Origin of the sequence: Pseudoalteromonas sp. 1CM17D (genome assembly GCF_023161805.1) — a bacterium.
Taxonomy (GTDB): Bacteria; Pseudomonadota; Gammaproteobacteria; order Enterobacterales; family Alteromonadaceae; genus Pseudoalteromonas; species Pseudoalteromonas atlantica.
On sequence record NZ_JALNTP010000011.1, the window covers coordinates 16,329 to 31,548 of the forward strand.

General features: G+C 40.5%; 12 protein-coding genes. 9 read left to right on the forward strand and 3 right to left on the reverse strand.

Annotated features, from left to right (window positions below; all coding sequences use genetic code 11):
• Window positions 1-10: 10 nt before the first annotated feature.
• Genes rlmM through MSC25_RS16905 form a run of 3 tightly spaced genes read left to right on the forward strand, consistent with a single transcriptional unit; the run spans window position 11 to window position 4,968 of the window.
• Window positions 11-1,096 (forward strand): 23S rRNA (cytidine(2498)-2'-O)-methyltransferase RlmM, encoded by a 1,086-nt coding sequence (gene rlmM / locus MSC25_RS16895; RefSeq protein ID WP_004588846.1) that lies wholly within the window; start codon window positions 11-13, stop codon window positions 1,094-1,096.
• A 17-nt stretch (window positions 1,097-1,113) separates the two neighbouring features.
• A complete protein-coding gene (locus tag MSC25_RS20370; RefSeq protein ID WP_096041438.1) occupies window positions 1,114-4,428 on the forward strand; it encodes an Ig-like domain-containing protein in 3,315 nt (1,104 codons plus the stop codon).
• A complete protein-coding gene (locus MSC25_RS16905) occupies window positions 4,429-4,968 on the forward strand; it encodes a hypothetical protein (RefSeq protein ID WP_096041439.1) in 540 nt (179 codons plus the stop codon). It abuts the gene before it with no gap.
• Between the two features lie 49 nt (window positions 4,969-5,017).
• Here the strand turns inward: MSC25_RS16905 and cysZ are convergent, their stop codons facing one another.
• A complete protein-coding gene (cysZ, locus tag MSC25_RS16910; RefSeq protein WP_024034179.1) occupies window positions 5,018-5,749 on the reverse strand; it encodes a sulfate transporter CysZ in 732 nt (243 codons plus the stop codon).
• 368 nt (window positions 5,750-6,117) lie between these two features.
• Between cysZ and MSC25_RS16915 the strand changes: the two genes are divergently transcribed.
• The 4 genes from MSC25_RS16915 to MSC25_RS16930 all read left to right on the forward strand — a co-directional run bounded on the left by MSC25_RS16915 (window position 6,118) and on the right by MSC25_RS16930 (window position 10,602).
• A complete protein-coding gene (locus MSC25_RS16915; RefSeq protein WP_096041440.1) occupies window positions 6,118-8,382 on the forward strand; it encodes an EAL domain-containing protein in 2,265 nt (754 codons plus the stop codon).
• 158 nt (window positions 8,383-8,540) lie between these two features.
• Complete coding sequence (locus MSC25_RS16920; protein ID WP_004588851.1) at window positions 8,541-9,011, forward strand: GNAT family N-acetyltransferase; 471 nt, start codon at window positions 8,541-8,543, stop codon at window positions 9,009-9,011.
• A gap of 268 nt (window positions 9,012-9,279) precedes the next feature.
• Complete coding sequence (locus tag MSC25_RS16925; RefSeq protein WP_055253080.1) at window positions 9,280-10,149, forward strand: MYG1 family protein; 870 nt, start codon at window positions 9,280-9,282, stop codon at window positions 10,147-10,149.
• Window positions 10,150-10,269: 120 nt separating this feature from the next.
• Complete coding sequence (locus tag MSC25_RS16930; protein ID WP_096041441.1) at window positions 10,270-10,602, forward strand: YnfA family protein; 333 nt, start codon at window positions 10,270-10,272, stop codon at window positions 10,600-10,602.
• Between the two features lie 44 nt (window positions 10,603-10,646).
• Here the strand turns inward: MSC25_RS16930 and MSC25_RS16935 are convergent, their stop codons facing one another.
• Complete coding sequence (locus tag MSC25_RS16935; RefSeq protein WP_248444006.1) at window positions 10,647-11,252, reverse strand: TetR/AcrR family transcriptional regulator; 606 nt, start codon at window positions 11,250-11,252, stop codon at window positions 10,647-10,649.
• Between the two features lie 2 nt (window positions 11,253-11,254).
• Window positions 11,255-12,118 (reverse strand): alpha/beta fold hydrolase, encoded by an 864-nt coding sequence (locus MSC25_RS16940; RefSeq protein WP_029772733.1) that lies wholly within the window; start codon window positions 12,116-12,118, stop codon window positions 11,255-11,257.
• A gap of 252 nt (window positions 12,119-12,370) precedes the next feature.
• Here MSC25_RS16940 and speA point away from each other — a divergent pair, with 252 nt between their 5' ends.
• Window positions 12,371-14,284, forward strand: a complete 1,914-nt coding sequence (gene speA, locus MSC25_RS16945) for a biosynthetic arginine decarboxylase (RefSeq protein WP_248444007.1) — start codon at window positions 12,371-12,373, stop codon at window positions 14,282-14,284.
• A 3-nt stretch (window positions 14,285-14,287) separates the two neighbouring features.
• On the forward strand, window positions 14,288-15,211 hold the full coding sequence (speB, locus tag MSC25_RS16950; RefSeq protein ID WP_004588858.1) for an agmatinase: 924 nt from the start codon (window positions 14,288-14,290) through the stop codon (window positions 15,209-15,211).
• Window positions 15,212-15,220: the final 9 nt, after the last annotated feature.

The window sequence follows — 15,220 nt, forward strand, 5'->3', positions numbered from 1 at the left end:
AAGGGTTAATATGTCTAGTGTTGTGATTTATTGTCGTAGTGGTTTTGAAAACGATGCGGCTGCTGAAATAACGTTTCATGCTGCCGAGCAAGGTTTTGCCGGCTATGTAAAAGCCAAACCAAATACCGGCTACGTGATTTATGAATGTTTTGAAGCGCAACACAGCGACGAAATAATCAAAAAGGTCGACTTTAAAAATATGGTATTTGCGCGCCAGTGGTTTGCTGGCACGTTAATCGAAAATATGCCGGTAGAAGATAGGGTCACTGCATTAAAAGAAGCCGCAAAGGATTTTCCTTTGTGTAGTGAATTGCGCGTAGAAACCCCCGATACTAACGAAGGCAAAGAGCTACTGACCTTTTGTAAAAAAATATCAACGCCGTTAAAAAAAGCACTCGAAAAGCAAAACACGGTATTACGTGAGCCAAAGGCAAACCGCCCGGTAATGCATGTACTATTTTTAGCAAACAATGCCGCGTATGTAGGGTATTCGTATAGTTATAATAATTCGCCGTTTTTTATGGGCATTTTACGTTTACGTATGCCAAGTGACGGACCGAGCCGCTCAACGTTAAAACTTGACGAAGCCTTTAATGTTTTTATCCCTGAAAAAGAGCGAGAAGCGCGAGTACAACCAGGCATGCGAGGGGTTGATTTAGGCGCTTGCCCAGGCGGTTGGACCTATCAATTAGTACGCAGAGGCATGTTTGTTAGCGCAATAGATAATGGCCCAATGAATGATAGTTTGATGGAAACAGGCCAAGTTAAACACTTTAGAGCCGATGGTTTTAAATACCGCCCAGAAAAAAGAAATATTAACTGGTTAGTGTGCGATATGGTGGAAAAACCAACCAAAGTGACTAATCTAATGATTGACTGGGCAGTAAACGCATACGCCAAAGAGCTTATATTTAATTTAAAGCTGCCTATGAAAAAACGCTTTGATAGTGTTTATGAATGCCTAACGATGATCAAAGAAGAGCTTACTAAGTACGGTATAACCTATGAGTTGCAAGCTAAGCATTTGTATCATGATCGTGAGGAAATTACCGTTCATTTAAACGTTGTTAAGGTACCCCAAAATTTGTATAGCTAAATCATAGAGGCATAAAAGTGGTATTAAATAATGTTTATAAATGGCTAGGATTACTTTTTTTATCACTTTTAATAGCCGGTTGCGGCGGCGGTGGCAGCGATAGTGACGCCACCGATAGTGGCTCAACTGGCAATACCGCCCCTACTGTGAGTGTTGATGTAAGCAGCAGCGTTATTGTTGCTAACCAAACCTTTACTATTACGGCTCAGGCAAGCGATAGTGACGGGCAGGTGTCTAGTTATCAATGGCAGCAGCTGTCGGGGCCTGAATTTACCTTTACTGCCAATGGCAACATACTCACAGCAACGGCCCCCAGTGTAGAGAGCGACACTGATTTTAGTTTTTCGGTGCTAGTAACCGATAATGACGGCGCAACTACAGAGCAAGTGTTTTCTGGGACTATCACGGTTCAAAACACCCCTCCCACAGTTAATATTACAGGCCCAAGCAGTGCACTGGCTAATACCCAAGTGAGTTTAATTGCTAATGCACAAGACATAGATGGCACAATTAGCACCATAGTGTGGGTACAATCTGCTGGCTCCTCCATCGAATTTAGCCAAACTGAAGGTGAATTAAGCTTTACCGCCCCAAATGTAAGTGAAAGTGAAACGCTTGGTTTTAGTGTTACTGTAACCGACAATGCCGGGGGCACTGTACAAAGCAGTGCCACGGTACTTATTACGCAATTAAATAGCGCACCTAGTGTTACCTTAGCTGGGCCTGACGAGGCAATGCAAAATGAGTCAGTGACAATAACAGCTACAGCGCAGGACAGCGATGGCACCATTAGCGAGCTAAGCTGGCAGCAAACAAACGGCCCCGTGGTCGAATTTACGCAAACCGACTCCAGTATTACGTTTAATGCCCCAACGGTTGCTCAAAATACCAATATTACCTTTTTAGCCACCGTTAGAGATAACGACGATGCAACTAATAGCGCCCAAAAAACGGTGATTGTGGTGCCGCCTAACAATCCTCCTGTGGCAGACGATGTAACCGTTGAGGTGCAATATAACTTAAGTGCTGAATTTAATTTGACGGTAAATGATGCCGATGGCGATACGGTACAAATTACTTTTCCAAATGACCTAGAAGGGGCGCAGGTGAGTGTTATTGATGCCCAAGCGCTGCGCTTTAGCTATACACCGCCTGTAAATAGTATTTCTGCAAAAAGCTACACACTGACTGCTAGTGATGGTGAAGACAGCACCAACTTTTTGCTTAATACGATAATTATTGATACCAGCGCTGCAACGGTGACAGAAATAACGCCTAATGGGGCAGATGAACCGGTATTGGTTGACACCCCCATCAGTATTACGTTTTCAGATGTGATGCTGAGCAGTTCGTTAACCGTAAATAGTAGCGCGGGGAGCTGTGAAGGCAGTGTTCAGGTATCAAGTGATGATTTTTCAAGCTGTGTTGCACTTAATGTAGAGAGCGTATCTGGAGCGCCTGATGAGACGAGTGACTATTTTAAAAACGTTAACTTAAGCGCTGATTTTTCAGAAAACACGCTTTACAAAGTGCGTGTAAATGATCAATTAGTTAATTTTTCTGGTACTGCTGCGACAGCAGGCCAAGTGAGTGAATTTACCACCTCAACCCAAGATTTAAAAATAACCGAACTCATATCGGTGCAATTTACTAATGATACGCCCTGGGTAGAGATTTATAACGGCACTGGAGAGGCTGTTAATTTACAAAACTATTCATTAAAAACGCGCGCAATTAATATGCTTGATAGCTCAGTGAGCGCAGAGCAAGTATTTACATTACCCAACAAAGTATTAGAAAACGGCAGTTATATTTTACTGCAAAGTCGTTTTGGTGATGAGTTTTTAGCAAGTGCGGCACTTAATAACCCTAAAATTGTGCTGGTGGGTAACCAAAGCGATGCCCTACGTCCTTATTGGTATATAAATGGCTTTGCAGAGTTATTAAATAGCGCCGCCACACAAACAATCGACTTTGTTAAATTTGGTAATTCTACCCAGCAACCGGTTAGTGCCACGCAATGGCAAGGCGATAACGCACCTCAAATGCAGGCCGAACAAGGGTCAAGCTTAAAACGTGCGCTTAATGCAACAGATACTAATCAAGCAAGTGATTGGGTTTACTCAGTGTTTAATACGCCGGCAGGGCAAAATGATATTAGCTGTGATACCGATACAGATTTAGATGGGATCCCTGATTGCAGTGAGCAAGAAGGCACAACATTTGGCGGGCTGCCTTTATATGAATGGGGCGCACGGGAAAATCAAAAAGATATATTTATAGAAATTGATTATATGGACAGTACCGATATAGGTATTACGCCACAGCGTACAGCATTAGAAAAAGTAGTGAGCGTATTTGCAAGTAACGGTTACACAGTGCATTTTGATGTAGGCGATTTGTTTGACCAAAGCACAGGTATTTCCACCGCTAACTTTGATTTAGGAGGCGGTACAACCGTACCGTTTAACAGCTACACGCCCTTTGAATATGACCAAGGTACTGCTAATTTATTTGCCTATAAAATGGAATATGCCGATACAACGCGCCGCCCAATTTTTCATTATTTATTAATGGCAAACAGTGGTAACGAAGATGGCAGCATTAGTGGCTCAGGTATTGCCGAAATAAATGGTAATGACCTAATGCTGACTATGGGCGGATGGGGGTTATCGGTTGATGATCAAACATCACAAAATGTGACGAATAATTACCAAGCGTCTACTATTTTTCATGAGTTGGGGCATAATTTAGGGCTTTATCATGGCGGCGACGAAGAAGTGAACTTTAAGCCAAATCATTTAAGCTCTATGAATTATCTATATCAATTAACGGGGCTTGCAAGCATAGGTAATAACGAAGGTGATCGTTATTACGACCGGTTTTATACCAACAACATTAACTGCGACCTTGTGCCAAATACCAATAATCAAACAGGATCAACGGATGATTTTATCATTGATTATTCAAACGGCAGCGCTGCAAATATAAATGAAAGTGCTATTGATGAAAGCGCAGGATTAAACAGGCCTGGCTCTGAGGCGGTCGATTATAATTGTAATGCAATTTTAGGCGATACATTAACTAACTTTGATGCAAACCAAGACTCGCAAATTACTGTATTAACGGATACCGATGAGTGGAGCATGATTAACTTACAGTTTTACTCACAAAGTGCAGGTAACCGATTTGGTGTGGCAAATACGATGAGCCATAAGCTGTATCAACAGCAGCGTGTTCACGCTGTTTCTACTTCATTGCCTAGCTATATAAAAGAAGCAGCGCCAAGCGAGGCTATAATTAACCAAATTAAAGCAATTAAAGAGCGCTAAATGAGCTACCGATTTATAAATGCTGCACTTTTACAAGGAGCTATTATTTGTTTAGTTGCTGCCTGTAGCCAAGGCGCTATTAATAAAGCCAGTAGTAGCCATAGTAGTGAATGGTTACTAACTGATGCGCTTTATTATGATAACAAGCCAGTAAATTGGCAGCAAAGGCGAGTAAACGGGTGTAGCACGTGTTCAATACAAAACGACTCTGTACTTCAGCCCGAGGGCATAACGCGTTTTTATACGCTTTATAAAGATGGGGAGTGGGTTGCAGTACAGGAGCAAAGCAGTTTAAATGTTATAAGGTTAAAACTGCCTTTGCACACCCCCTATTTGTATGTTGAGCAATTAGGTAACGGTGAACTTAAATTGTTTAATCAGCAACACACTTATAAAACTAAAATAGGCGAAGTCATTAACATTACTTTTAAAAAGCAGTTATTCTCGATAGTGATCACAGCGTTTACTTTACAAGATGAAAAAAATGCAGCACTGCCAAGGCGCGCTAGACTAAATTACACTGCACTTAAGTTGATATAGATAAAATAAAAGCACCAAAAGGTGCTTTTATTATTTGCCGTAGTGTTATTTAGCCCGCTCGGTATTTAGAGCGATAATTATCTACCCACAAACGGGTAGCGCCACACACAGCAACGGGCATAACAATTAGGTTAATAAATGGGATTGCAGTGAGCAGCATAACAGCAAAGCCAAAGCCATAAGATAAACCTTGTTTAGACTTTAAATCGTCTTTCATTTGTTTAAAGCCTACTTTATGGTTATCGAAGGCAAAATCTTTGTATTGCACAGCATACATCCAACATGTAAATAAAACCCATAACACTTGTCCAATAACGGGTAAAATCCACAACAAAATAAAAAAGCCAATAGCGCGGGGTAAGTAATAGCAAAGCTTTGTCCACTCTCTGCCTACCATGCGTGGAATGTCTTTTACTAAATCAGCAAAACCGTCGTCATTTATTTTTTGACCCGTTAAATAAAGCTCTACTTTTTCGCTGAGTAGTCCGTTAAAAGGGGCCGCAATGAAGTTGGTTATTACTGTAAATAGCATGCTGTAACTAAATAGCACCACAAGCACCGCAATGGGCCACATTAACCATTCAAGCCAGCTTAGCCACTCAGGTAACATGTTGTTTATATAATTAAAGCTGTCGCTTAACCAACCAAATAAAAAAAATAGTGAACTACCAAACAATAAAATATTAAGTAAAAGTGGAATAAGCACAAAGCGCTTAAGGCCTTTTTGGCTAATTAATTTAAAGCCTGAAAAAAAATATTCCATACCTTGTATGATCTGCACAGTAACCTCAAAAAAGACTCATATCTGCATGCAGTATAATTAGACTGATAATTTTGAACAGCCTTTTTAAGTAACAAAGTGTTAAACCTGCAAAATTTAAAAAAAGTTTTAGAGTGTGTTGGCTGGATTGTTTTTGTTATGGATGTTTATTTTTTGTTGCAAAATAATGTAGGCTTAACGCATACTAAAGTTGTTTTTTAGCTATTTTATTAAAAAACAATTTCCATAATCGTAATAATAAAACTCGTGCTGTAAGTTTATTAACTATACTCATTTTAAATATATGAACTAAGAGCAGGAATTTGTTGATGCACTGCACTTTTTTAAAGTGCGTAGCAACATAAAAGCACCTAGATGCATGGTGAAGTATGAATACTGCAAAACTAAAACAATTGTTATCTCACCAGCAGGATATATTATCTAAAATCGCGTTAGGCATTGCCTTAGACGATATTTTACAAGATATTTGTTTAGCTATAGAGCAAGTTATTGAAGACAGCTCTGCAAGATGCTCAATACTGTCTTTAACAGGTAATCAGTTATTTCATCGTGCTGCCCCAAATATTGACGATGAATATTTAAAGGCAATTAATGGTGTGTTTATAGGCCCTAATGTAGGGTCTTGTGGCACCGCGGCTTATAAAAATGAGCGAGTTATTGTGCAAAATATTGACCTTTCGCCCTTGTGGGAAGGTTACAAAGATTTAGCGCACAGCTACGGTTTATATTCTTGTTGGTCAACCCCGATTATTTCAACCACCAGTGAAATATTAGGCACTTTTGCTATTTACCACGGCGCCCCTAAAGCACCTACACAGCAAGATTTAGAACTCATTGACTATTTTGTACACTTTTCTAGCATAGCACTAGAAAAAAACGCAGAGTCGCTCAAAGCTAGGCAGCTAGTGGCAGATCTGCAAAAAAGTAATGAAAAATTTAAAGCATTTACGCAAGTGATGCCCGATCTTATTTTGATTTTGAACGAAGAGGGCGTCTATACCGATATTTACGGAACCTCGAGTGACTTATTACTTGAATCGCCTACCGACTTAATTGGTCAAAATGTGCAAGACTTGTTCCCAGCTAAAGATGCCGACATGATCATGGGGATTATTAAAAAAACCATTCGCACCAATGAAATGCAAATATTTGAGTACGATTTAGCCGTGCCCAAAGGCCACATAACCTTTGAAGGAAGAGCGGCTGCACTTACTAACTACCAGCCAGAAAAACCAGAACTTAAGCACGTAGTGTGGATGGCAAGAGATGTAACCCTTCGCAAAAAAGCCGAGCAAGAAGTTCAACGGCTTGCGTTTTTTGATCCACTAACAGGGCTCCCTAATAGACGAATGCTCAGCGACAGCCTAGCAAAGTGTGTAGAGCGTATTAAACGCACCAAAAAAACGGGCGCATTACTGTTTTTAGATGTTGATAACTTTAAAAGAATAAATGATTCATTAGGCCACGGCGCCGGAGATCAAGTATTAATAGAATTAGCAAAACGCTTAGGTGGCGTAATACGATCATCTGATACTTTAGCTAGAGTGGGCGGTGACGAATTTATTATTTTACTCGAATACATTGGCGAGCATAACCACCAAGCCTGTATTGAATCCGAAATAGTCGCTAAAAAAGTACAAGGCGTGTTTAATGATAAGTTTGCAATAGGGGAGCTGGCATTTCAAGTTAGTTGCAGTATAGGTATTTGCTTAATTAACGAAGAGCACACAGCCACCGATAACATATTAAAATTTGCAGATACTGCTATGTACCGCTCTAAGGCAAAAGGCGGCAATAGCTGCAGCTTTTATGACCCTAAACTGCAAACTTTACTCGAAAACCAAGCCGAATTAGAAACGGATATTGTAAGAGCAATCGCAAATAACGAATTTTGTGCGTATTTTCAGCCGCAAATTAGTATGCAAGGAAAGATAGTAGGTGCAGAAGCCCTGATAAGGTGGATGCACCCTAATAAAGGGGTTATTGCGCCTAATCAGTTTATTCCTATTGCAGAGCAATATGGCCTGATTCAAAAACTGCAAAACATAGTGCTTCGCAATATATGCAGCCTTATTAATCAACTTAATGAAAAAAACATGATAGATGAGCACTTTAGCGTATCTATAAATATTAGTCACATACAGTTTAATTCTGCGCAGCTTACCCGTGAGCTCTGCTCTACAATTAAAGAGTTCAACATAAAGCCGCAGCATATTAAACTTGAGATCACCGAAACCATGCTATCGGGCGATATTGACAGCACAATAAAGCAAATGACGGAGCTACAAGAACAAGGTTTTGTGTTTTCTATTGACGACTTTGGTACAGGGTACTCCTGTTTAGCTCATTTAAATGCTTTCCCCGTACAGGAAATAAAAATTGATAAAAGCTTTATCGATAAGATTTTAGATAAAGGCAAAGGCTTTAATATTGTTAATACGATTATAAGCCTAGGGAAAAGTTTAGACATTACCGTTGTTGCTGAAGGTGTAGAGCAAGAGGCGCAATTTGAGTTACTAAACTTGCTCAATGCAGATTGCATACAAGGCTATTTAGTCGCAAAACCTATGAATGCCAGTAATTATATTAAGTGGCATGCCCATCAATTAAAAAAGCAAAGCCTAAGTGCTTAGCAGGCTGTGCGTCGTTTTTGTAAATTAAGCTAACGTTTTAATAAAGCCATTTTTACCTTATTAAAACATTTTGTTTAAACAACACTAGGAACACGCGTATTAAGTATATATTATGAAGTCACTATAACGATTCAAAATAATAAAATGGACGACAAGAGATGCAGTTAGTCGAATTAACCCCTAAGGATCCTGATGTAGTTAATGTGTTTGCAGATATAGATAGACTGATAAACTCCTTATACCCCGTGGCTACAGCCCAATCTCTCAAATTAGAAGAATTAAGCAAAGACAACGTTTATGCAATTGGTTTAAAAAACGAAGATGGCATTATTGCCTGTGGCGCTATTGTTAAGCAAAATGACGGCGCGCTATATGGCGAAATAAGGCGTTTATACGTAAAACCAAGTTACCGTGGTAGAGGTTTTTCAAGACGCATAATGCAAAACCTACTGCATTACGCCGGCGAAACAAAAATTCCACTTATCCGATTAGAAACAGGCCCAAAGCAAACCGAATCAATTAGTTTATATGAAGATTTAGGTTTTGCGCGCTGTGCAAGCTTTGGCTCGTATCAAGATAACCCACAAAGTGTATTTATGGAGCTTGCCCTGAGCCCTGAGCCAGAATAAATAAGCTATTTACTCCTGTGTGCCTATAGCTGACTCTGTAGGCGCAAAAAATACTTCACTGTTTTTCACTGCTATCTTCGTATAAAATTCGCCACGTATATTTAATACCTGTGCACAGTAATACTTAATGATTTTAAGAGGCAAAACCTGGCTATAAACAAGCTTTTTTGCTTCAAAATAAATTACTTGATTAAGCAAACGGGTATAAACCTTTATTTAGCACTTCATAAGTGAGAATTTTATCTTTTTTAAAAGTAGCCCAAAACCAATGAGCGATTTAACAGTAGTAACCCACAGTGGTAATTTCCATGCCGATGACGTGTTTAGTATTGCGGTACTTAAGCATGTATTGCCTGCCTTTAACTTGGTACGAACCCGCGATAAAGCAGTAATAGAAAGTGCCGATATTGTTGTTGATGTAGGTGGCGAATACAACCCTGACACAGGACGCTTTGATCACCACCAACGCGGCGGCGCAGGCGAGCGCGAAAATGGCACGCCATACTCGTCATTTGGCTTAATTTGGAAAAAGTATGGTTTAGCGCTGTGTGATAATAACCAAGCGGTGGCTGATAGAGTTGACGCTGGTTTAGTCTCTACAATTGATGCCATAGATTGTGGCTACGTTAAAGGTGTGGTTGAGGGCATAACGCTTAGCCAAACGCTTTCTATGTTTAATCCAACATGGGAAGAGGAAGGCAACTTTGATGAATGCTTTGATGAAGCCGTTGAGTTTGCTGCGCGTTTATTAACCCGTTTTATTGCCTCAGCAAAAGGAAGCATTAACGCCAAAGATATTGTTGCAAAAGCAATAGAAGAGGCAAAAGATCCCCGCGTGATTATTTTAGAAAAATACACACCATGGAAAAAAACAGTACACCATTTATCAAGCGACGCTTTATTTATGGTTTACCCTTCGCAAAACGACCAATGGATTATTCAAACTGTACCAGTAGAGCCTGGTTCGTTTGAAGACAGAAAGTCACTGCCTAAAGCGTGGGCTGGTTTATCTGACGAAGAGTTTCAAGCTGAAACAGGCTTAGACGACGCTGTATTTTGCCACAATGGTTTATTTATAGCCGGTACTAAATCGTTCGAAAGTACAATGAAGCTGGCCGACGCGGCCCTAGCTGAGTAACCTGTTTTACTTAAATATGGGTAAAATTTTTTTACCCAAATTAGTACTATTTAGCTAATTAACTAGTTTGCAGTTACTTAGCTTTATTATGCTCTCGTTATTTAAATCACGTGAGGTTTTATGTTTGAAGTAAAAACTATCGCGCTATTTATTATTACCGCACTGGCAGAAATTATTGGCTGTTACTTACCTTATCTTTGGCTTAAAGAAGATAAATCCATATTCCTTTTAATACCTGCAGCATTCAGTTTAGCGCTATTCGCATGGTTGCTAACGTTACACCCCGCAGCCGCTGGACGGGTGTATGCCGCGTATGGCGGTGTGTACATATGCGTGGCTTTACTGTGGTTGTGGGCAGTTGATGGCGTAAAGCTTACAATGTGGGATATAGTGGGCGGGGCGGTTGCCTTACTGGGCATGGCTATTATTATTTTTGCACCTAAAAGCGCTTAAAAAGTACGCCATATTAAAGGTAAAAAACGCCTTGCAGGCCACTGTTAACGCATATATCGCGCAATTAAATTGCCAACTACTTTTTTATAAGTAAGCGTTAAAGCTGGATTATCTATTAAGCTTGTTTGTACAACATGCCCAGTATATAAGCCATAAAACTCATACGCAAAAATGCTCGGCTCTTTGTCTTGGCAAAAGTAGCCTTGTGCTTGGCAGTTAACTGCAAGTTTAGTGAGGTAGTTAATCATTTTTAAGTGTTGGTCTTGCATAAACTGCCTTACCAAACAGTTGGGGCTTGCTTTAAACTCTACCGACGCTTTAATGAGCGGGCAACTTGCCTGCTTACCAGGCGATACCGTATCTAAAAAATTGAGCCACTCAAGCCAGCGTTGCTGAAAATTATTTAAATGAATTAACGCATCTTCATCAGCAGATATATCAACAACCTGTTTTCTAAACTCTTCTTCGGTGTAGGCCAAAATAGCCACTTGCATATCTTCTTTATTGGCAAAGTGTGAGATCACCCCAGTACGCGACATGTTAGTCACTGCCGCTATTTTTCCTATCGACAAGCTATAAAAACCATGTGCAGCCGCATAGGCCATTCCTTTGTGCAAAATATTGCGTTTTGTGCTCTCACTTTTTTTCATCGTTAATCCATAAAGCGTGTTATTTGGTCGTACACGTATTGGCTTTTTAAAATGCGCACGTGCCCCAGCTCTTGTGTGGCCACAAGTGTTGCGGGTGTGTTCTCAGTTAATAATTTTATTGCCTCAAAGCTTGCCACTGAGTCATTTTTATCATGAATAAACAACATGTTTTCGTTAATTTTATCTTTAGAATGATCAGGGTGAAGGTTTTGCCAGTTAATACCATATTTGTCTGACACCTTATTAAGCATATTTTCTAGCATGAGCTCAGAAATACCCACTTGCCTGACCTTAGCAAACATGGCTTCAAATATTTGTGCAGGGGCAGAGATCATCACAATTTTTTTATTCTCTAAATAATGAGGCGCTAAGTTTAACAAAGCAACACCGCCCATAGAGTGTGTAACGACTCTATTAATTGTAATATTTTGCCCATTAAAGTACTCAAAAGCCGCTGTTAGCCCCTGCATATACCCGTATAAGTGCGAGGTATTGCCGTGCGAATAGCCATGGCCTATGTGATCAATTGAGTAAACATTAAAGCCTTTTTCAAGCAATTCATCTATTAAAGCAGTAAACCGATTAGTGCTATCGGCCCAGCCATGAGATAAAAATACCGTTTTAGTGTTTTCGGCTTGGCTAAAATAGTACAGGTTTACAGCGCCAAGCTCGGTAGTAAGTTTAATATTAATTGGCTGTATACATGTTCTAAATTCGTATTGGCGTCGGCTATGCGGGTTACAAAATACCTTCATGGCAAGGCGGGCACTGAGTTTAGGAAATGTTTTGGTCAGACCAAAAGTGGCAGCCTTTGTTATTTTAGAAAATTTAGGTGGCTTGTTTTGATTAAAATAAATTTGTTTCATGCTTATACCAAATAAGTACAGTTGTTCTATTTTATCTTAAAAAAGTACAGCTGTACTTATTTTTTTAGCCGCATAACCAGCTTGCTTTACTAAAGGCGGTTAGCTGTAAAAGCTAAGGTGTAGGTGTTTTTTCTCTCAACACTAAAAATCACTCGTTACGAGTAAAAATACTTGTTGGACTTAAAAGTCTATTTTTCTTTTAATGCGCGCAACTAGCCGAACCGGCATTCATTAAATACAAGAGAAAGATAAATGAAAGAGACAACATCACTAGAACAAGCTCGCACGAGTTACAATGTTCGTCATTGGAGCCAAGGTTTTTTTGGAATTAATGATCAAGGTGATGTGTATGTTGCGCCAAAGGCTCACGCCCCAGAGCAAACTATTGCACTTACAGATATTGCAAAACAACTTCAAGAAAAAGGCTTAAGCTTACCGGCTTTAGTGCGCTTTCCACAAATTTTACATCATCGTGTGCACAGTTTATGTGGCGCGTTTAATACCGCGATTGAAAACTATGGTTACCCAAAAGATTACTTATTAGTTTACCCAATTAAAGTAAACCAACAACGCGAAGTAGTTGAAGAAATAGTAGCAAGCCAAGCCGAATTAGAAAAAAAACAATTAGGCCTTGAGGCGGGCAGCAAACCAGAGCTATTAACTGTTTTGGCAATGGCAGAAAAAACCAGTGCAGTAATTGTATGTAATGGCTACAAAGACAAAGAGTATGTGCGCTTAGCACTGATTGGCGAAAAGCTAGGCCACAAAGTATACATAGTGCTTGAAAAACTCTCTGAGCTCGACATGGTACTTAGCCAAGCAAAAGCGCTAAATGTTAAACCACGTATTGGTATTCGCGTTCGTTTAGCATCGCAAGGCAAAGGTAAGTGGCAAGCAAGTGGCGGCGAAAAATCTAAATTTGGTTTATCAGCGTCGCAAGTTTTACATGTAGTAAATCGTTTAAAAGAGGCCGGCCAGCTTGATTTAATGCAACTTGTGCATTTTCACTTAGGCTCGCAAATGGCAAACATTCGTGATGTACGTTTAGGTGTGAGCGAAGCCGCGCGTTTTTACTGTGAGTTACGCAAATTAGGTGCAAGCATTGAGTGCTTAGATGTAGGGGGCGGTTTAGCTATTGATTACGATGGTACCCGCAGCCAATCGCATAACTCAATGAACTACAGCTTAGCTGAGTATGCAAATAATATTGTGTACACCATAGGCGATACTTGTAAGCAGTACGCGCAGCCCATGCCGACGATTATTTCTGAATCGGGGCGTGCACTAACGGCGCACCATGCAGTACTTATATCAAACGTGATAGGCACAGAAAGTTACACGCCAGAAGAGTTAGTAGCGCCTGCTGGCGATGCACCGCTTTTATTAAATAATATGTGGGCATCTTTTGTGCAGTTAACCGATTTAACGGATGACCGCGCACTGATTGAAATTTACCACGACAGCCAAGGGGATTTAGCAGAGGCGCATAACCAGTTTGCACTTGGGCTTTTAGATTTAACGCAGCGTGCGTGGGCAGAGCAAGTTAACTTACGTATTTGTTATGAGCTTAACAAACACATGGATAACAAAAACCGTTTTCATCGCCCGATTATTGACGAGTTGAACGCACGTTTAGCCGATAAATTTTTTGTAAACTTTTCGCTTTTTCAATCATTGCCTGATGCGTGGGGGATTGATCAAGTGTTTCCGGTATTGCCATTAAGTGGCTTAACCGAAGCACCAAAAAAACGTGCTGTATTACTTGATATTACCTGTGATTCAGACGGCGCGCTTGAGCACTATGTTGATGGCCAAGGCATTGAAAGCACATTACCCGTGCCTGAGTACAGTGCTGATAAACCTTACTTAATGGGCTTTTTCTTAGTGGGTGCGTACCAAGAAATTTTAGGTGATATGCACAATTTATTTGGCGATACGCACAGCGCCATTATCAATATGGATGAGCAAGGCGTTGCCAGTATTAGTGAAATAAACCAAGGTGATACCGTAGCCGATATGATGCGTTATGTACATTTAGATGTTGAGAGCTTTCAACATTCGTACGCACAGTTAGTGGCTGCAAAAATAGATAAAAATGAACAGCAAAGCGTTTTAGACGAGTTGCAAAGCGGCCTTAATGGCTACACTTATTTAGAAGAGTTATAAGCAATGTCTAGCTTATTTGGTCATGTTGACCACTCATTGTATTCAAATGGGATGACGTTTTTACGTCGTCCTATGGTGCAAAACATTAATGCCATTGATGCAGATGTCGTTGTACTAGGCTTACCCTTTGATTTAGCAACATCGGGCCGCCCCGGTGCACGCTTAGGACCCGATGCCATTCGCCGTGCGTCGGTACATTTAGCCTGGGAAGATACTAAATACCCGTGGACATTTCCTTTGTTTGAGCGTTTAACGGTTGCTGATGCGGGGGACTTTACTTATCCGGTAGGCGATCCTGAATATTTTACGGCACAGCTAGAAATGGCTGCAGAGCAAATACTTCGCCAAGGGGCAACGCTGTTAGGACTTGGTGGCGATCACTTTGTAACGCTTCCGCTATTGCGCGCGCATGCAAAGATACATGGCAAAATGGCACTGGTTCACTTTGATGCGCACACTGATACATACAGCAATGGCTCGCGCTTTGATCACGGCACTATGTTTTATCATGCACCCATGGAAGGGCTGATTGATGTAGAGCACAGTATCCAAATTGGTATTCGTACCGACTTTGACCAATCAAAGCATGAGTTTGCAGTGATTGATGCAATGCAAGCTAACGATTTGCACGCTAATGAAATAGCAGCGCAAGTACGCGAGCGAGTAGGCGACTTACCCGTTTACTTAACATTTGATATAGATTGCTTAGACCCTGCATTTGCACCAGGTACAGGCACACCTGTATGCGGTGGTTTAACATCAGATAAAGTGCTTAAAATACTGCGCGCACTCAAAGGCATAAATATGGTGGGTATGGATGTGGTAGAAGTATCACCTTCGTACGACCAAAGTGAGCTTACCGCGATTGCTGCAGCAACAATTGCCAGTGAATTATTGCACCTGTGGACACATAAAAATAAGTACTAACGCTATAAG

Excerpts from the sequence above, each read along its gene's own strand:
- MSC25_RS16915 (WP_096041440.1), top strand. The coding sequence starts at position 6,118 with ATGAATACTGCAAAACTAAAACAATTGTTATCTCACCAGCAGGATATA.
- MSC25_RS16920 (WP_004588851.1), top strand. The coding sequence starts at position 8,541 with ATGCAGTTAGTCGAATTAACCCCTAAGGATCCTGATGTAGTTAATGTG.
- MSC25_RS16940 (WP_029772733.1), bottom strand. The coding sequence starts at position 12,118 with ATGAAACAAATTTATTTTAATCAAAACAAGCCACCTAAATTTTCTAAA.
- speB (WP_004588858.1), top strand. The coding sequence starts at position 14,288 with ATGTCTAGCTTATTTGGTCATGTTGACCACTCATTGTATTCAAATGGG.
- MSC25_RS16930 (WP_096041441.1), top strand. The coding sequence starts at position 10,270 with ATGTTTGAAGTAAAAACTATCGCGCTATTTATTATTACCGCACTGGCA.
- MSC25_RS16905 (WP_096041439.1), top strand. The coding sequence starts at position 4,429 with ATGAGCTACCGATTTATAAATGCTGCACTTTTACAAGGAGCTATTATT.
- MSC25_RS16925 (WP_055253080.1), top strand. The coding sequence starts at position 9,280 with ATGAGCGATTTAACAGTAGTAACCCACAGTGGTAATTTCCATGCCGAT.
- speA (WP_248444007.1), top strand. The coding sequence starts at position 12,371 with ATGAAAGAGACAACATCACTAGAACAAGCTCGCACGAGTTACAATGTT.
- MSC25_RS16935 (WP_248444006.1), bottom strand. The coding sequence starts at position 11,252 with ATGAAAAAAAGTGAGAGCACAAAACGCAATATTTTGCACAAAGGAATG.
- rlmM (WP_004588846.1), top strand. The coding sequence starts at position 11 with ATGTCTAGTGTTGTGATTTATTGTCGTAGTGGTTTTGAAAACGATGCG.